Source organism: Rhizobium sp. BT-226, assembly GCF_025847085.2.
In the GTDB taxonomy this organism is placed as follows: Bacteria; Pseudomonadota; Alphaproteobacteria; order Rhizobiales; family Rhizobiaceae; genus Rhizobium; species Rhizobium sophorae.
Genome location: NZ_JAOYTI010000003.1, coordinates 726,788 through 744,514, shown reverse-complemented (window position 1 = coordinate 744,514; position 17,727 = coordinate 726,788). Strand labels below are relative to the sequence as shown.

Here is a 17,727-nt window from a genome sequence, read left to right as displayed (position 1 = left end):
GTTCGTCATGAACGAGCGCGCCACCCTGGATCGAAGCCCAACCGAAGCCGACAGGATCGGCTTCTTCGGCAAGCTGCCGAGCCATGGCGATTTCGTTTCCATGGGACTGGCGAGCCCTCTACAGGCGGCACTCGACGCCTGGCTGCAGGCGGGGCTGCAAGAGGCACACCACGAACTCGGCGAGGGTTGGGAACGCCGGTTTCGCGCGATGCCTGTCTGGCGTTTCATCATCGAACGCGGCCTGTGGGGATCGGCAACTATAGCCGGCGTCCTGCTTCCCAGCCTCGACCGCGTCGGGCGGAGTTTTCCCCTCGTCATCGCGGCCCAACTCCCCGGCTTCACCGAGCATCCGCGCCAGCTTTACCTCGACGACACATGGTTCACGGCAGCCGAGGCGATCGCCGAAAGCTCGACGAAACGGGATTTCGACATCAATCATTTCACCGCAAGCCTGAAGCGGCTGCGGAGCTTGCGACCGGCCGATCTCGCGGAAAACGAGACGCTTCAGGACAGAGCGTCCAGCCGAGGCACGATCTGGTGGCGGATCGACCCGGAGGAGCGGCGAGCCAAGGGGTTTGGCGTCAGCGGCGCCCCGGAACCTGCGCATTTCGCAAAGCTGTTGCGCGAGAGTTTCAACGCGGTTTCAGCACCGCCGCAAGCTGAAACAGCCGAAGTGCCGCGTCCCGTCATTGTCGAACCGCGCCATCCTCTGGCGCTCCGGCACAGCCATGCCACGCATCCCGGCACACGGCTTGCCGTCAACGCCGACGCGCTGCTCGTTTCGGAAACGCCATCGCTGTTTGCTGTCGCCGATGGCGTCGGCGACAGCAACGCGGCTGCCGAAACCGGCAAGATCGCCGTGCATGTGCTGGCCGAAACCGCCCCGCAGCAGACGATCGAAGCCCTGATACAGGAGATCAAAGGCAAGCTCGGCCGCACCCACGGCCTGCTGCAATCGGCCTATCTTTCCCAGGATCGCGAGCCCTCGGCCGCCAGCATCGTCGTGCTGGCAACGTTTCAGGAGAGCAGCGCCCTGCTCTGGGTCGGCGATGCACGCTGTTATCTCCTGCGGGACGGCATGATGCGCTGCCTTACCCGCGATCACGTGGAGATCGGCCTGCGACGCACGCTTTCGCGCGCCATCGGCATGCGAGGACATCTCATTCCCGAAGTGCGCCCCGGCGGATTGCAGGCCGGCGACAGGCTCCTGCTCTGCAGTGCGGCCCTACCGAACGCCGTTCCCGAACGGAACATCGCCGAAATCCTCCTTTCCGCAAAAATCGAAAAAGCGGCCGATATTCTCGTTCAGGAGGGGCTGATTGCCAATTGCCGCGAAAACTTGAGCGCCATCGTAATCGACGTGAAGACCGATGACGCATGATCATCCCGCGGATTTCGAGGAGATCGCGCGGCGCTTTTCGCATCTCTGGCAGGCGTTGAATCACGGTTCACCTCAGACCCGGCAAATCCTGGTAGACCGTGTCCGGGACGCGTTCGATCGGGGCGAGGCCCGGCTTCGCGACGCGGATTGCGAGATCGTCGCCAACAGCTTTATGCTCGAGGCGCTGATCCATGACGGCGCGGTCACCCGGGTCTATCGCGCCCGCCATCGCGATCTCGGAACGTTTCATGCCATCAAGATGCCACGGCCCGACCACGCCGACGATCCTGTCCTCAGGAAGCTGCTGCTGCGTGAAGCGGAAATCGGCATGGCGCTCAGACATCCCCACACTGCCGCGACCCAGACCGTTCTGCGTCTTGCCGATGGGCGTCCTGCCCTGGTTATGGAATGGATCGGCAGCCGCCTTGCGGGGCTTTTACAGGAAAGGCCATTATCGCTCGGCGAGGTGACTTCAGTCATGACCTCGGTGCTCTCAGGCCTGGAAGCCATCCATGCCGCAGGTTTCGTGCATTGCGACCTGTCACCGCTCAACCTTCTCGCCGACGGCGATCTCTCCCGTTTGAAGATCGCCGATTTCGGCATCGCGCTTAGGCCCGGATGCCGGCACGATGAATTCGATCTTGCCTTTGCCGCCCCGCCGGATTTCGCATCGCCCGAGCAGATGGCCGGCCAACCGCTCGACGAACGATCCGATCTTTACTCCGCCGGGTGTCTGCTGTCCTTGCTGCTTAGCCATTACGACGGAGAAAGCGATGGAACCGAAGCCCTGCAAGCATTGGCGAACCGCCTGTCCCGACAGGTTCCGCAGGACAGACCTGAAAATGCACGAGCCGCCTTGCATCTGCTCGGCGGCTCCGCAAAACGTCCTGTTGTCGATGCTTAATTACCGCTCGAACCGGGGATCGGTGCTGCGGCCGTCGGCACACTCTTCTGGTACACGTTGAAGAGCTTGGCAAAGTCGACCAGGCTGGCGTTGCTGGCGTAGATGATATCGCCATCCATCATCTGGAACCGCTGCATCAGCGCCAGGTTGGAAACGTCCTTCAGATCGACGCGATAGATCACCGGCTTGGTGCTCACAACAGCCGGCACGGGAGTCTTGGCATTTGCGGCCGCAACCTGCGTATAGACCGGCTGGCTGCGCAGCACATAGAAATTGCGCGCATCGGCACGATCGTCGAGCAGGCCGCCGGCTCGCCCCAGCGCCTGGGCAAGCGTCAACCTGCCCGGCTCGAATTCGAACTCGCCGACACTCTTGAAGGCGCCGAAAGCGGTGAAGGTCGGCGAGTCCTTGTCGACATAGATCTGATCATCAGGCAGCAGGTAGACATTCTGCTTGTTGTCGTCGATGACGCGCTGGAGCGGTACGGTGGCGCGCTGCTTGCCGCGCATCAGCGTGACGGTCGCCGAGCCCGGAGCAGACGATGCGCCGCCGGCAAGTGCGACCGCATCGAGTACACGCTCCTTGCGCGCGGTGAGCGGGAAGCGACCGGCGGCACGCACGTCGCCATTGACCGTGATACCGCTGGAGGGCCTGTCGACCACGGTGACGACGGCCTGCGGATTGACCGCCGACCCCTTCAAGCCGGTGACGATGCGCGACTGCAGCGCCTCGGTCGAGGAATCCACCACGCGCTGTTTGCCGACGAAGGGAAGGGTCACGTTGCCCGTGGAATCGACGGTGAAGCGGCCGAGATTGAGGGTCTTGCTTTGGGTTGAAGAGAAAAGCCCCTCTTCGCCGGTGTCGAGGATCGTGACCTCGATGACGTCGCCGCGTCGCAGCCTCGTATCGGCAAATCCGCTCGAGCGCATGAGGCTGAGCCCGGGATCTGTGGCCGCATAGGCAAGCGGCGTGACCGCAACCGGACCCATCGGCGCTTCCGATAGCCTGACCACCGGGATCCGCTCGTTACTTTGAGGGGCGGTGGCATTATAGAAGCCACCGGCGGTTGGGCCATCCGATGGCCGGGCGCAGGCACTAAGAACTGCGACAAGGACGAGCGGCGCCAAATTTCGCATCAAGTATCCTTTTGGCAATATTGAGAGAATCGGAAAATATCAGCGGTGCACGACCGAGCAATACCAGTTGCGCGCGAAAAATCAATTGTGACAGTTCGGAGGCTGGCAGGTGTGGCCAATTGGCAACCGTATTGCTTAAGTTGAGTGGGAGGGATGCTGTTTGAACAGGTTTCCACCACCTCTTCCTCGGCCTCCAGTCTGGAACCAAAACCCTGTCACGCGTATTCGTCGAGATTGGCTTTCGAACTTACGGCGGGTGGACAAATGGCCTTGCACATCAAACGAATCTACGAGCCGAAAGACGGCATCCGCATCCTGGTCGACCGGCTATGGCCGCGCGGGTTGAGCAAGCAGAATACAGCAGTCGACATCTGGATGAAGGATATCGCGCCAAGCCCGGCTCTGCGCCGATGGTTTGGCCACGACCCCGCCAAGTGGGCCGAGTTCCAGCACCGGTATCGGGACGAGCTGGAAAAGAATCCGTCCGCCGTTGAGGAGCTGAAACGCCGGATCGGACAACCGGACGCGACACTTCTCTACTCTGCGAAAGACCTGCACCACAATCACGCTATCGTTCTTCAGCGCTTCGTCGGCAAAAACTGACGCGTCGGGGACCGACGCCAGCCTCTTCGTGTCCGAAATTTCCGGGAACCTTTTCGACAAACCTGCATCCAATGTTCGCTTCCGAAGGCGCACCACCGTTGCCGCCGGAAGCCATTCGGTCACGACACAAGGGAGACAGATCATGTTGAAACGAATTCTCGGCGCCACCTTGATGGCAGCTTCGCTTGGCACGGCTTCGTTCGCCATTGACGCCAAGCCGACCGATCCTCAGATCGCCCACATCGCCTATACGGCGGGGCAGATCGATGTCACTGCGGCGGAGCAGGCGTTGAAGAAGAGCAAGAATGCCGAAGTCATTGCATTCGCCAAGACCATGGAGCGCGACCACAAGGCCGTCAACGACCAAGCGCTCGCCCTCGTCAAGAAGCTGAAGGTGACGTCCGAAGACAACGCAGTCAGCCAATCCTTGTTGGCACAGGCGACCAAGGAACTGACGACGCTGGAGGCACTCGACGGTACGGCATTCGACAAGGCCTATGTCGAAAACGAAGTCGCCTATCATAAGTCGGTCAACGACGCGCTTGCCCACATCTTGATCCCTTCGGCTCAGAATAAGGAGCTCAAGTCGCTGCTGGAAACGGGCCTGACCCTGTTCAAGGAACATCAGATGCATGCCGAGCATCTTGCTTCGATGATCAAATAGGCATGGCAATGGGCTTGCTGATGACATCGCAACGGCTCCCGCTGCTCTTTGCACTGCTTTGTGCAGGCAACGGGGTTGCCTCGGCGGCGGACCATCAGATCACCATCACCGGCATGAAATTCAGCTCGCCGCCTCCCGAGCTGCATGTCGGCGATGTGATCGTCTGGAGAAACGATGATATGTTCCGGCACACGGCAACCGCTCGCGAAACAAGCTTCGATATCGACCTGCCGGCGAAATCGGAAGGCCGCATGACGGTCACCCAAGCGGGAGCGATTGATTTTTATTGTCGTTTTCATCCCGCCATGACGGGCAAGCTGGACGTCCGGCCGTAGGCCGGGCTCCAACCGAAAGACGGGCGAGCGGGCGGAGAATTCCCCATGACAGCCATTCCGGTTACCATCGAGCGACACCGGCAGCAGATGTCGATACTGTCCGACGCCGATCTCGTGCTGTTGGCAAAAGCAGGCGACGAGCCCGCCATCCGCGCCATCGTTCAGCGTCACAACCAGCGCCTGTTCCGGACAGCGCGCGCCATCATTCGCAACGATGCGGAGGCGGAAGATGTCGTCCAGGCCGCCTATATCAAGGCATTCACCAATCTGGCGGCGTTCCGAGGCAAGGCGCAACTTTCGACATGGCTGACCCGCATTACGCTCAACGAGGCGCTGGGCCGTGTGCGGGCCCGAAAGAACACCACGGGGCTCGAAGAAATCGACATGCAGACGATGGCGCCGGGTGGCGAAGTGTTACAGTTTCCGTCCTCCTTGTCGGCAACCGATCCAGAAGCGGAACTGTCGCGGAGCCAGGCGCGGCATCTCCTCGAAAATGCCGTCGACGACCTTCCCGATGATTTTCGCGCCGTGTTCGTGCTGCGTGATGTCGAGGGCATGAGCACGGACGAGACCGCATCTTACCTCGGCATAAGACCGGAAACGGCCAAGACCCGGCTGCACCGGGCGCGAAACCTGATGCGGCAATCGATCGAAAAACAGCTTTCCGGCGCATTCTCGGCCCTCTTCCCCTTCGATGGCGCCCGCTGTGCTTTCATGGCCGATCGTGTCATTGCTGCCCTTCGCAACGAGGCGTCATGACATCTCGCACTATCAACGGGAGCTAGGTCCCAGATCCGCAACGAGGTCAGGACTGTAGTGCGGCGGGGGGCGCACGAAAAATTCATGCCGATTCCGACGGCTCCCTCTTATCGCTGATCCGTTTAGGAGCCCGCCTTTAGATCCGGAGGCGGTCCAGTCGCCTGTGCCGCTGTAGCCCGTCAGAGGCTAAGATATGCGGAGGTCAATCGTGGTATTCAAGAGCGTAGCCCGCCCCATAGACGGTGCGAATCCTCAAATTGCGGAGTTCTGCAAACGCTTTTCGCAGCCGGCCGATATGCACGTCGACCGTCCGCCTTTCTACAGCGTGTGGATCGGGCCAAACGCCCTCGATGAGTTGCTTGCGGGTAGTGATCTGCCCCTGCCTGTCCAATAGAAATCTAAGGATTCTCATCTCCACAGGTGCAAGCGCCATTCTCTTGCCCGAAACCACAACGGCGCGGGGCCCGAAGACAATCTCGGCGGCACTAGCAACGCTGGGCAGAGCCGAAGCCCCTGACTGCGGGCTTATGCCGTGGAGAAAGGCGAGAAGCTTTGAAGGCGACAAAGGACGTGCGATGCCTTCGTCGAGCCCTGCCTTGATCAATTGCAGGTGCTGGGCACGTGTGTCCTCGCCGACAAGTGCCGCCACCGGGAGGCTTGAACCTCTCAAGAGCGCACATAAGGGCTCAACATCACTCGGCCAGCCTGCACAATCCAAGACGACGGCGGACAGCTCCGCTGATGTGCAAGCTTCCACGACATCGTCGTCACTTGCAGCAAGACGAGCCTTGAAGCCCTCGCCATGCAAAATGTGCGCAAGGAGCAGATAGAGCTCGGCGTTCCGCGAGCAAACCAGAATGACAGGAGCCATGTCGATTGCCTTTTTTCTCGCCTGACGAAACAGCGAACTCAGCTCGGCGCGAACTCGCCACCGTTAACATCTATGATGGCTCCATTGACGAACGCGGCATCCTCCGATGCCAGGAATGCGATTACTGCGGCGACGTCGTCTGGAGCACCGAGCCGACCGGCCGGAATGCGGGCGAGCGCGTCCATGTTGGTCTTGCTTTGCGGGGAGCCTGTCAGGGGCGTCACGATGCGACCTGGCGCCACGACGTTCGATGTTATGCCATAGCGGCCATATTGAGAGACCAGCACGCGAGACAATCCTGAAAGTGCGGCTTTGGACGTCGCATAGCTCGCGCCGGCGATCCGTGGCCTTGTGCGGCCGGCGAGAGATCCAACGAAGATGACGCGTCCATAGCCGCTTTCCTTCATGGCAGGCAGAACAGCCCGGCAGCACAACATCGTCCCTGTCAGGTTGACAGCGAGCACGTCGTTCCACTCTTCAAGGGTAAGGTCGGCGACGTGAAGAGGGCCGTCGGGCCCCTTCGGCGAGATCCCGGCGTTGCAGACGAGGATCCCAGGTGCGCCCAAGACACGGGCGACTTCGCTGAATAAGGAATCAACTGCCGCCGGTTCGCGGAGATCAATCTTTCTCGCAAGCGAGCGCTCTGGTCCAAAAGCCTCGGCAAGCGCGGCGCCCGCCGCCATGACGCTTGCTTCGCCATGGCTGAAGACGGCAACCCGGTGACCGGCTCTGAGCAGACGAAACGCAGTGGCAAGACCGATCCCGGTCGTGCCACCGCTGACGACCGCTACTCGTGGGATGCCACCAGAGCTCATGCCGCTTGATCCATTGCAGCAAACAGTGAAAGGGGCGGATGGGCGGCCGCATCTGTTATTACCTCAATCAGCAAGGGACCTTCTTCACGCAGGCCGCGCTCGAGGTATCGAGGAAGATCCGCAGGATCGGAGATGCGGACTGCCGGGCAGCCGCAAGCCTCGGCAATCCGCCGATGATCGACGTCGGCAAAGCTGCAGGCAGTCGTGAAGCTGCCGAACTTGACAGTTTCAGCGTCACGTTGGAATCCGAGGATACCGTTGTTCAAAACGATGATGAGTACGGGAAGTTTGCTCCGCACCATAGTCTCCAACTCCGCCCAGCTATGCGCGAAGCCGCCATCCCCCACGATGGTGACAACTGGCTTGTCCGGCTTCGCGGCTTTTGCGCCGAGCGCAAGTGGCAAGCCCCACCCGAGTCCAGCAAGGCCGCGCGGCGACAGGAAGCGCATTCCGGGGGAAAGAGCCCGCAACTGGCCGGCTATCCACATCGAAGAATAGCTCGAATCGGAAACAACGGTCGTATCTGCCGTCAGCACTTGCTGCAGGCCGGACATGACCCGCTCGGGACGGATCGGACTTTTCTCTGAACGAGCAACAGATTGGCGCTCCATGTCAAACGAGCGCCAAAATCCAGCGATACGAGTCATCAACTTATCGCGCTGCGATGCGCGGTGCGACAGATCGCGTCGGGCAAGCGTACTACGCAGCGCGCTAATGGTTTCGGCCGCATCGCCCGCCAATCGGATCGCTTCGTAGTTGCGCCCGATTTCGGTGGGATCGACATCGATGTGGATGACTGACGCGGACCGGGGGATTTGCCGCCAACTATCGGTGCCATTCTGGTTGGTTCGCGTTCCGACCAGAATGACGAGATCGGCCTCTTCGACAAGGGCAAGAGTGTGCCGTCCGAGCGATCGCGGCCCGACGAGAGCGCCGAGAACGCCGGCTGACAGCGGGTGGTATTCGTCGACCGCGCCTTTTCCCATATTGGTCGTCAGCACGGGAAGCGAGGCTTCGTCCTGTAGGCCTGAAAGCTCGGCGGCGGCATGGCTTGCATGAACGCCTCCTCCGGCGATGACGATGGGTGCCTGGGCTGCGGCGATCATCGAGGCCGCGCGCTCGATGTCACTATCGCACGGACGCAACCGATCGAGTGGCCAGTGGCCAAGCACAGCCTCACGACGAAAGAGCGAAGGGGATATTTGTTCCCGCAAAAGGTCGGCAGGGAGCAGGAGAGCTGCCGGTCCCGGCCGGCCCGAGGCGGCTGCTGTGAAAGCAGCATCGACATAGTCGTCGATCCGCTCCGCAACCAGCACCTTGCGCACCCACTTCGTGCAGGATTGGAATAGGATGAGATGATCGAGTTCCTGGAATGCATTGCGATCAGCCTGGTCTCGTTCGACATCCTGGACGAGAGCAACGACCGGAACGCTAGCCTTCAGCGCTTCTGCCAGCGGCGGAACGAGAAGCGTTGCGGCAGGTCCGTTCTGCGCTGCTACCACGCCAACCTTGCCGGACAGCCGCGCATAGCCATCGGCCATGGTCCCTCCCATGTTTTCCTGTCGGTAGGCGATTTGGCGTATGCCGATTGCTTCGGCCGCAAGGATAACCGCCGAAGGCAGGCTCTGAGCAAAGATATGGGTGACGTCGTGCCTTTTCAGGGAAAGAGCGATCCGCTCGGCGACGGTTGTTTGATTAGTTGCCATGGTCAGATGCCTTCTTCGGTTGGAGTTGCTTCGAGGATTGAAAGGAAGTCTGCGAAGGCTGAGACGACCGCATCACCGTCAGCAGTCGTCATTGCTGTCGAAAGGCACGCCGCAGCGCCATTGGGAAGCAGGATGCCGCAATTGAGGAAATGCCTGGAGAGCCGCCCCATCAACTCGGCCTCTTCCGGGGCAAGATACGCCTCGCGGAAGTCCGTTGGCTGCTTTCCTTTCGGATGGATACGAAACAAGGATGCCGCCCCCGTCACGCTGAAGGCTGCCCCGTGGCGCTCGATTTCCTTTCGAAGCCCAGCCCGGATGCCATCGCCAAGGCTCTCGAGCGCAGCGAAAGCGCCATCCGTCATCGCCTCCATGGCGACCCGGCCCGCAACCATCGATACGGGATTTGCCGAAAACGTGCCGCCTTGCGGCAGCAGCGGCTTTCCGCTGTCGCTTGCGAACACCCGCATCACGTCCTTGCGCCCACCGATCGCCCCGACGGGAAAACCTCCGCCGATGATTTTGCCGGCGGCGACCAAATCGGGGTGGAGACCATAGCGGGCCGACGCCCCCGCGTATGACTGCCGCAGATTGAGGACCTCATCGGCAACAATGAGAATCCCATATTGCTTCGCGATCGCCTCGACAGCGGCAAGAAAGCTCGGCTCAGGCGCCATCAGCCCCGCGCGACTCGGCATCGGATCGATCAGGATACAAGCCAGTGAAGGGGCAGCCGAAGCAATTCGGCGCTCCAGATCCGCGATGTCATTGAAGCGGATAACCGTAACCTCGTCCCTTACCGAAGGCGGCATTCCGCGATAGGCCGGTACCGCCGGCGACCGCAACGGGTCGTTCCATATAGCCGGTGACACCGCCTGCCCCGTTTCCGCCCAATTGTAAGCGCCATGATAGGCGCCTTCGATCCGCGCGATACCTGGCCGGCATGTGAAAGCGCGGGCCGCCTTGATCGCAAACATTACAGCCTCGGTCCCGCTGTTGACGAAGCGAATATGTTCGATCGCCGGAATGCGCTCGATCAGTAGCTCTGCCAGCGTGATCTCGTGCTCGGTTGGGTTGGAGAAACACGTTCCGCGATGAAGCAGATCTGCGACCGCGTCGGCAACTGGAAGAAAGCCATGGCCGTGTATCAGCGTCGTGAAATTATTATTCAGGTCGAGGAGGCGATTGCCGTCAACATCGATGAGGTAGGCTCCCTCCCCGCGCGAAATGTAAAGCGGGCTGGGCTCGTGATCCACCGTGACCCGCGTGATCCCGGTCGGAAATACGCGGCGACCCTTTTTAAAGAAATGTTCGGACCTCGACCGGGGAAATCCCCGGCCGTTGCGAAGGACATTTGGTTGAAACATTCGATCTTCTCCGGCCAACGAGGGTCGCGGCGCAACCCTTCATAATTTTGTTATCACAAAAATCATGAACCCGAAGAAGTTGCAACAAAAAAATCCGGCTGCCGACGCTATTGCCGCTTGAGACGCTCCTGCGCGGCTTTCTTCAGACGCCGGTAGCCGTCTCGAATATCGTTTTCCATTGCGGCACGGACCGCGGATGGGTCTCTATCGACCAGCCCCTCTATCGCGGCCAAATGATTGTGGACACCGTATTTTGCTTCCGCAAACTCGGGATAGAGGTCGTGGAACGAGGCGCCTACCCTTAACCACAGGGCCTCAATGGTCGAAAGGAGGCGCGGCATCTCGCACAACCGATAGATCGTAAAATGGAATTCCTTATTGTCGTGAAGAGCGTCGGAGTAACGCCTTTCGTCGAGCGACAGTGTGATTTTCTCCTGCAGCGCCAATAGCTTGTCGACTACATCATTCGTGGCGCGAAGCGCGCCTCTTTCCGTGGCCAACCCTTCAAGCGCAAGTCGCATCTGCGTGACTTCGTAGAGTGCTGTAAGATCGAGATGCGGGACGATGACGGTTTTAGGGCCCACCATGACGAGTGCGCCCTCGAAGACCAGCCGGTTGATCGCCTCGCGTGCCGGCGTGGCACCGACGTTCAGCATTTCGGCAACGGAACGGATCGGCAACTTGTGGCCCGGCTTGTAAGCACCCCGCGTGAGTTGCTCCTTAATGGATGAATAAGCGAAGTCGCTGAGTCGCCCAGACTGCAAATCCGATCCCGACGATTCCTCTTTAGTTGTACTTTCGTTCAAAATTGACCCCCATGCGTTGACATCTTCACATTTTTGTTGCAACAAAAATGAATTAGGCGAAAAACGAAACCGTAATGTGACAGCATAACGGTAACGCGAATATTAGCAACGCCTTGGCCGGGGAGGCCATGTCCGAACAGCTGCCGGTCTTGCCGGCATAGCACCTGGTGCCGCAGGAGCGGAGCCGGGAGGTTTCAATGCGTGTCAAAGCACGCAAGTGAGGAGATATCATTTTGATTGGTGCGCCTGTTTTCATCGATCGCATAGGCAAGGCCTACGGGACCCAGACTGCCGTTGGTGGAGTGACCCTGGATATTGCGGCAGGCGAATTCCTGTCGATCCTCGGTCCGTCCGGGTCGGGCAAGACGACGCTTCTGACAATGATCGCCGGTTTCGAAAGCCCATCTGCCGGACGCATCGTTATTGGCGGGCGCGATGTCACAGCCGTATCGCCCGATCGCCGCAACATAGGGATGGTCTTCCAGCGTTATGCTTTGTTCCCGCATCTGACCGTTGCCGAAAACATTGGTTTTCCCCTTAAGATGCGTGGCGTCCGAAAGGACCTCAGGGCAGAACGCGTTGGTCGGGCGCTCGACCTAGTCCAACTCCCGCAATATGCCAAGCGCTATCCTCACGAACTTTCCGGCGGCCAGCAGCAGCGGGTGGCGGTCGCGCGAGCAATCGTGTTCGAACCGCCCGTTCTCTTGATGGACGAGCCGCTGGGCGCGCTGGACAAGAAGCTGCGCGAGTCCATGCAGATCGAGATCAAACAGCTTCAGCGCCGCCTCGGTGCGACGGTCGTTTATGTGACGCACGATCAGGAGGAGGCGTTGACGATGTCCGACCGGATCGCTGTCATGGCAAAGGGACAACTCGCGCAGCTCGGAACTCCCGCGAACCTTTACTGTAATCCGCAGAGCGCCTTTGTCGCCGATTTCATCGGCAAGATGAACTTCCTGACTGGAGAATTCCTGGATGAGACCGCCGACAGCCGGACGATCAGACTGGGTGACGACGTAGTCATTGATACGCCCGGCGCTGCCCATGGTTTCGAGGGTTCGGCAAAAGCAGGCGATCGTGTTCGGCTCGCGTTGAGGCCTGAGCGCCTTGGCCTTACAGCTCGTGGCGCGGGAGGAAAGAACGCCCTTCCCGGCCGGATCGAAACGTCGGTCTTTGCCGGCGCCTTCGACCTTCATCTCGTTCGCGCCGATTTCGGAAGCGGAGAGATCATTCAGGTGCAGATCCCTGCCGATGGAAATAGAACGGCCTTTGCGATGGGGACACTCGTGGATGTCATCGCCGAACGCGACGGCCTCCGGCTCTTTGCGGCTGCGGAGGCATGAAATGACCACGACCGTCGATAATCTACCCCTTGCACCAACCCGTCCAGCGAGCTGGTTTTTCTCACGCTCGGCGCGCCAGTATTCGCACGCCCTGACGTTCCTGCTTATTGCGCCGTTGATGCTCTTACTGACGGGAGGCTTCATCTATCCAATCGGGCGACTCATCTCTTTAAGCCTAATGGCGCCTGGCTTCACGCTGGAGTACTACGAGCGGATCGTCACCGAGCCGCTCTACATCGACGTCCTGCTTCGCACGTTGCAGACGGGTGCAATCGTAACCGTGGCGAGCCTACTGCTTGGATATCCGGTTGCCTTTTTCATGGCCCGCGCCAAAGGCAAGACTGCAATAATCGTATCGGCCGCGGTGTTCGTGCCGCTATGGACCTCAGTGCTGGTGCGATCCTACGCGTGGATCGTGCTGCTGCAGCGAAACGGCATCGTTAACGGCCTGCTGATCGAGACCGGCCTCATTAGCAGTCCGTTGAAGCTTGTTTACACCGAAGGGGCGGTCATCCTTGCGATGACGCATGTTCTCATGCCCTTCATGATCCTGCCGATCTACAACGCTCTTCGCACGATTCCTGCTGAGTACGCCCAAGCCGCCCGCAATCTCGGCGCCGGCCCGATTGACGCGTTCCTGCGCGTGACCTTGCCGCTCAGCTTGCCTGGAATATTTGCCGGATGCGTCATGTGCTTCATCCTGGCGATCGGTTTTTATATCACGCCGGCGCTCGTCGGCGGGCCTGGAGCATTGATGATGGCAACACTGATCGCCCAGCAAACCACCGTTCTGCTTGACTGGCCATTTGCCGCAGCGCTCGCGACCGTCCTTCTGACCACGACGCTGATCTTTGTCCTTGTGTTCCGCAGGGCGCTTTCCGTTAGCAAAGGAATGAACAGTGTCAATTGAGCCCGCAGTCACCGCCTCATTCGCCCCCTCTCCCGTCAACAGCACCCATCGGCCTTACGGCAAAGCGGCATTGCGGCTCCTTGGGGGTTTCCTGATAGGAGCAATCCTCTTCTTCCTGGTCCTGCCGACGTTGCTCGTCATCCCGATTTCACTGAACGACAGCAGCTATATCGAGCTCCCGCCGAAGGGCCTGACGCTTCGCTGGTATATCGACTTTCTATCCGATCCGGACTGGCGCGCAGCGACGATCTTCAGTCTGCAGATTGCGCTGGCGACGACGGTCGCCTCGACGGTCATCGGGACATTGGCCGCCATCGGGCTCGTTCGCGGCGATCTACCGGGAAAGACCCTTCTGCAGGCATTGTCGCTGGGGCCAATGATCGTTCCCCATGTTGTTTTTGGCGTTGCCCTTTATCTGGTTTTTTCCCCGCTCAGCCTGACCGGCAATTTCGCTGGTTTCCTGATCGCACACACCGTACTTGCTGTTCCCTATGTGATCCTCACCGTGTCGGCATCACTTGAGCGCTTCGACACCTCACTCGAGCTTGCCGCACTGAATTGCGGGGCAAGCCGGAGCCGCGCCTTTTTCAGCATTGTGCTTCCTAACATCGCACCGGCGGTGGCTGCGGCTTCGGTCTTTGCGTTTCTGGCGTCTTTCGATGAGGCAACAGTCGCCTTCTTCATTTCCGATACCGGCGGAAAAACGATCAGCCGCAAGATGTTCGAGGACATCGATTTCAATCTCACCCCGGTCATAGCGGCGGTTTCGACACTGCTCGTCGCGGTATCGCTGCTGCTCATGGGGACCATTCATCTCCTTACCGACCGCGGGGAGGATTAACGTGATCATATCAATCGGACAGAGGAACAACCGATGAAAAAACGAACCAAGATCAAGCCTTTGCTGCTTGCGGCTTGCCTCATGCTTGCTGGCGCGAGGGCGGGGCAAGCCGAGGAGCAGGTCATCATTGCGACCACTGGTGGAGCCTACGATGCGGCCCTTCGAAAATTCTGGTTCGAGCCATTCACCGAAAGGACCGGCATCAAGGTTGTTTCGGTCGCGGCAACGAATGCCGAGATGCGGGCGAAAGCTGCGGCCATGGTCAAGACCGGCAACGTCACCTGGGACCTTTACCCGGACGGCGAGATCCAAGCGAGCGCTGAAGCGCATGGGCTGACATCTGAAGACCTCACCGAGTTCTGCAAGTCTTTCCAGGGCCGCTCAGACCTAGTCAAGGATGCTTGCGTCGGCGCCGGGGCGAGACTTTTTTCGACCGCAACGCTCATGGCCTACGACCCGACCGGCTTCAAGAGCGGAAATCCGTTGAGTTGGGCCGATATGTGGGACGAGACAAAATTTCCCGGTGGCCGCTCGTTTCCAAATTTCGACGATCCGTGGCGGGTCATGGCTGCCGCGCTCCTCGCCGACGGCGTTGCGCGCGACAAGCTCTTTCCACTCGACGTCGATCGCGCCCTCAACAAGCTCGACGAGATTCGTCCGGCGATATCGCTCTGGTGGAAGACCGGTGATCAGAGCGTTCAGGGCTTTCGCAACGGCGACTACAGCATCGGGCAGATCTGGCTGACGCGCGCAAATACACTGAAGGCGGAAGGACGCCAGATCGCCTGGTCCAAGCAGGCCTCGTTCCTCGTCGGCGATCGCTTGACGATCATCAAGGATGCGCCGAACCGCGGAAATGCGTTGAAGTTGATCGGTTACTGGCTCGATCATCCGGAGGCGCAGGCCGGCGTGTGCGACGAACTCCTTTGCACGCCGCCAAGCCGCAAGGCTATCGATTTGATGTCGCCGGCTGCACGCGCGGCCCTGCCGAGCGACGAGGACATCCGGGATTACATCGTCATCCCGGATGCTAAATGGATCAACGACAATGCCGCGATGATGCTCGAGCGTTGGAATGCCTGGATCCGATGACGATCCCCCCTTCGGGCGGCGGTGCCGCCCGAAGGGGCGGAGTCGGATCTTTATCCCTTGAGAGCACGATTGACGGCAGCTGCGACGCCGCGCACTTCGAAAGCCGTGTGGCCGGCAGTCGGGCATATTCGCAGCCCTGCCCTTCCCTTGGCGACTGTGGGGAAGAAAATGGCCGACGTATAGTAACCGGAATCAAGTACCAGTCTGGCAGCGCCGATTGCCGCAAGCTCGTCACCGACGACGACGGTCCTGATCGGGAGTCGGGACCCTGCCTGTGCGGTCGGCACCAGTTCGTCAAAAAGAGAGATGTGTTCTGCGAGTGCCCTTTGCCGCACGCCCAGTTCCGGTGTGCGATGGATTGATTGCGAGGCGAGAGCTGCACCGATCGCCGCAACATTGATGGAGGCCGAGAATGCATGCGCGAGAGCAAAGCGCCGGAAGATTTCCTCCTGGAACGCCGTTGCGAGCATCAGCATGCCGCCTGAGGCTCCGAAACCCTTACCGAGCGAGGCTGCGATGATCGTCCGCTCGCCGAGACCCGCGGGCATTTGTGAACGGGCAAACCCCTCGCCTCTTTCGCCGAAGATCGATATGCCGTGAGCATCATCGATGTAAAGGAAGAGGCCATATCGCTCCTGAAGCTCGCGCAACTCCTTGATTGGGGCACAGCCGCCCATGGAATACACACCGTCGCAAACATAGGCGACCGTATCATTCTGGCGGCAAATATCTTCGAGTGTCTGAAGATCGTTGTGGCCGATCGTGCGGACCTCGCATTCTTCAGCAACGACGGGCTTGTTGAAGGCAAGCGTCGCATGTGCAAGCCGGTCGAATACCATGACCGGTTTTGTGCCGCCGGTCAGGACTCCGGACGCAATCAGCGGAAGCGCGCTCAAGTTGGCGGCAAGCACAGTTGTGTAGGTAATCACCCTCGCGCCGAAGAGATCAGAAAGAGCATCTTCGAGGTCTCCGAGGGCTACAAAATTGAGCCGCGTGCGGGCGCACGACCAATGCAGAGTCCCGTAGCGTCGGACGGTCTCGATTGCGCCTTCGATGATTGAGGGATGATTGTCGAGCCCGAGATACGAGCAGCGAACGAAGTCGATGAGGCGCTCCGATCTGCCCTCTGCAACTGGCAGTTCCACCGCTCGCCCATCGGACGGATGGACATAGAGTGCCATCAGGCCGTCAAGATGGGCGGCTGCAAAGTGGGGACTTGCGTGGCTGATCAGGCCCGCGGTATTTCTGTGGGACTTTTTCGCCGATCCGGCGCCCGAAGCTGCCTCTTGCATATTGCCCTCCCAAACGTTCGACGAACTTCACGCTATGCGCGAGTTTGCCGTTTATGCAACGAAGGCGGCAGCAAATTTTTGGGAAATTTCGGTGAACATGTGAACGCGGCGAAGTCACATACTTTGGGCAACGTCGATTGCATACCCCTCCTTTGGCACGGTGCGAATCACATCGCGGCCAAGCGCCCGCCTCAATGCACGCCGGAGGCGGCCAATATGAACATCAACTGTCCGCGGCTCGACAAAGGCTGTTTTCGGCCAAGCGACGGCAATCAGCTCCGCGCGGCTGAGAACGCGGCCCGCCTCACCCATAAGAGCGCTCAGCAGACGAAACTCGATCGGGCTGAGATTGACCGGCATCCCCCTTACCAGGACACGCCGCCCGCTGACGTCCAGCTTCATATCGTCAAAGATAGGACCAAGGCGGCCATGCGTGCCGTCGGAGGAACTGCCAATTGCACCATGGAGGTAAGACAAGAGCCGTTCCGGTGGCATTGGCCTTGTAAAGCTCTCATCTACGTTGGCTTTCAGGATGTCGAGATAGGCGGCCTTTTCGGCAACGAGCGCTATGAGCGTGACGACGCTGGCAAGTTCCCTTTCCTTCAGACCCGACGCGATATCAGCCAGAATATGTGAACCCGGCTGGCAGTCGACGATGATAGCTACAGCGTCACGCTCCACGGCAGTAGCTACCGCCTCGCTCGGAATATCGACGAGCATCGTCCTGTATCCGGCTCCCTTCAAGATGTATGACAGCATCAAATAATAGTCAGCGTCTTGAGATACTATCGCCAGAAGTTCGCTCATCGTCTCGCCCCGCCAGTTACTGGCCTTACCGCGACCGCTTTTGATACGACAAAATTTTCAGAAAAGTGGCTCATGTTGATTGGAACCTCACGCCGTGG

18 protein-coding genes are annotated in these 17,727 nt (G+C 59.8%); 10 read left to right on the top strand and 8 right to left on the bottom strand.

Features of this window, described 5'->3' with window-relative positions:
• Positions 1-7 precede the first annotated feature (7 nt).
• A complete protein-coding gene (gene tagF / locus OIU37_RS23090) occupies positions 8-1,381 on the top strand; it encodes a type VI secretion system-associated protein TagF (protein WP_171603645.1) in 1,374 nt (457 codons plus the stop codon).
• Positions 1,371-2,285, top strand: a complete 915-nt coding sequence (locus OIU37_RS23085; protein WP_264258749.1) for a serine/threonine-protein kinase — start codon at positions 1,371-1,373, stop codon at positions 2,283-2,285. Before tagF ends, OIU37_RS23085 begins: the two co-directional genes overlap by 11 nt.
• Here OIU37_RS23085 and OIU37_RS23080 read toward each other — a convergent pair.
• Positions 2,282-3,421 (bottom strand): polysaccharide biosynthesis/export family protein, encoded by a 1,140-nt coding sequence (locus tag OIU37_RS23080; protein WP_264258748.1) that lies wholly within the window; start codon positions 3,419-3,421, stop codon positions 2,282-2,284. The two genes, OIU37_RS23085 and OIU37_RS23080, sit on opposite strands and share 4 nt — an antisense overlap.
• Before the next feature lie 264 nt (positions 3,422-3,685).
• On the opposite strand from OIU37_RS23080, the gene OIU37_RS23075 reads away from it, so the two are divergent.
• From OIU37_RS23075 to OIU37_RS23060, 4 genes are all read left to right on the top strand, one after another.
• The gene (locus OIU37_RS23075) at positions 3,686-4,024 is read left to right on the top strand and encodes a DUF488 domain-containing protein (protein WP_264258901.1); all 339 of its coding nucleotides are present in this window, start codon (positions 3,686-3,688) and stop codon (positions 4,022-4,024) included.
• 142 nt (positions 4,025-4,166) lie between these two features.
• Complete coding sequence (locus OIU37_RS23070) at positions 4,167-4,688, top strand: DUF4142 domain-containing protein (protein WP_264258747.1); 522 nt, start codon at positions 4,167-4,169, stop codon at positions 4,686-4,688.
• An 8-nt stretch (positions 4,689-4,696) separates the two neighbouring features.
• Positions 4,697-5,023 (top strand): cupredoxin family copper-binding protein, encoded by a 327-nt coding sequence (locus tag OIU37_RS23065; protein WP_171603641.1) that lies wholly within the window; start codon positions 4,697-4,699, stop codon positions 5,021-5,023.
• Between the two features lie 45 nt (positions 5,024-5,068).
• Positions 5,069-5,782 (top strand): RNA polymerase sigma factor, encoded by a 714-nt coding sequence (locus OIU37_RS23060; protein ID WP_264258746.1) that lies wholly within the window; start codon positions 5,069-5,071, stop codon positions 5,780-5,782.
• Positions 5,783-5,984: 202 nt separating this feature from the next.
• Here the strand turns inward: OIU37_RS23060 and OIU37_RS23055 are convergent, their stop codons facing one another.
• The 5 genes from OIU37_RS23055 to OIU37_RS23035 all read right to left on the bottom strand — a co-directional run bounded on the left by OIU37_RS23055 (position 5,985) and on the right by OIU37_RS23035 (position 11,344).
• On the bottom strand, positions 5,985-6,653 hold the full coding sequence (locus OIU37_RS23055; protein WP_264258745.1) for a response regulator transcription factor: 669 nt from the start codon (positions 6,651-6,653) through the stop codon (positions 5,985-5,987).
• Positions 6,654-6,691: 38 nt separating this feature from the next.
• Positions 6,692-7,468 (bottom strand): 3-oxoacyl-ACP reductase FabG, encoded by a 777-nt coding sequence (gene fabG, locus OIU37_RS23050; RefSeq protein WP_264258744.1) that lies wholly within the window; start codon positions 7,466-7,468, stop codon positions 6,692-6,694.
• Complete coding sequence (locus OIU37_RS23045) at positions 7,465-9,174, bottom strand: acetolactate synthase catalytic subunit (protein ID WP_264258743.1); 1,710 nt, start codon at positions 9,172-9,174, stop codon at positions 7,465-7,467. The genes fabG and OIU37_RS23045 overlap by 4 nt, the downstream gene beginning before the upstream one ends.
• A 2-nt stretch (positions 9,175-9,176) precedes the next feature.
• Entirely contained in the window at positions 9,177-10,538 is a 1,362-nt protein-coding gene (locus OIU37_RS23040; RefSeq protein WP_264258742.1) for an aspartate aminotransferase family protein, read from the bottom strand.
• 107 nt (positions 10,539-10,645) lie between these two features.
• A complete protein-coding gene (locus OIU37_RS23035) occupies positions 10,646-11,344 on the bottom strand; it encodes a GntR family transcriptional regulator (RefSeq protein ID WP_264258741.1) in 699 nt (232 codons plus the stop codon).
• Between the two features lie 233 nt (positions 11,345-11,577).
• Here OIU37_RS23035 and OIU37_RS23030 point away from each other — a divergent pair, with 233 nt between their 5' ends.
• The 4 genes from OIU37_RS23030 (at position 11,578) to OIU37_RS23015 (ending at position 15,530) form a co-directional block, all read left to right on the top strand.
• On the top strand, positions 11,578-12,687 hold the full coding sequence (locus OIU37_RS23030) for an ABC transporter ATP-binding protein (protein ID WP_264258740.1): 1,110 nt from the start codon (positions 11,578-11,580) through the stop codon (positions 12,685-12,687).
• Position 12,688: 1 nt separating this feature from the next.
• Positions 12,689-13,597, top strand: a complete 909-nt coding sequence (locus OIU37_RS23025) for an ABC transporter permease (RefSeq protein WP_264258739.1) — start codon at positions 12,689-12,691, stop codon at positions 13,595-13,597.
• Positions 13,598-13,667: 70 nt separating this feature from the next.
• Positions 13,668-14,438, top strand: a complete 771-nt coding sequence (locus OIU37_RS23020; protein ID WP_264258899.1) for an ABC transporter permease — start codon at positions 13,668-13,670, stop codon at positions 14,436-14,438.
• A gap of 33 nt (positions 14,439-14,471) precedes the next feature.
• Positions 14,472-15,530: an extracellular solute-binding protein gene (locus OIU37_RS23015; RefSeq protein WP_264258738.1), complete on the top strand. Its 1,059-nt coding sequence runs from the start codon at positions 14,472-14,474 to the stop codon at positions 15,528-15,530.
• A 50-nt stretch (positions 15,531-15,580) separates the two neighbouring features.
• On the opposite strand, the gene OIU37_RS23010 is transcribed toward OIU37_RS23015, so the two are convergent.
• Positions 15,581-16,822 (bottom strand): aminotransferase class I/II-fold pyridoxal phosphate-dependent enzyme, encoded by a 1,242-nt coding sequence (locus tag OIU37_RS23010; RefSeq protein WP_264258737.1) that lies wholly within the window; start codon positions 16,820-16,822, stop codon positions 15,581-15,583.
• 114 nt (positions 16,823-16,936) lie between these two features.
• Positions 16,937-17,629 (bottom strand): response regulator transcription factor, encoded by a 693-nt coding sequence (locus OIU37_RS23005; RefSeq protein WP_264258736.1) that lies wholly within the window; start codon positions 17,627-17,629, stop codon positions 16,937-16,939.
• Positions 17,630-17,727 lie beyond the last annotated feature (98 nt).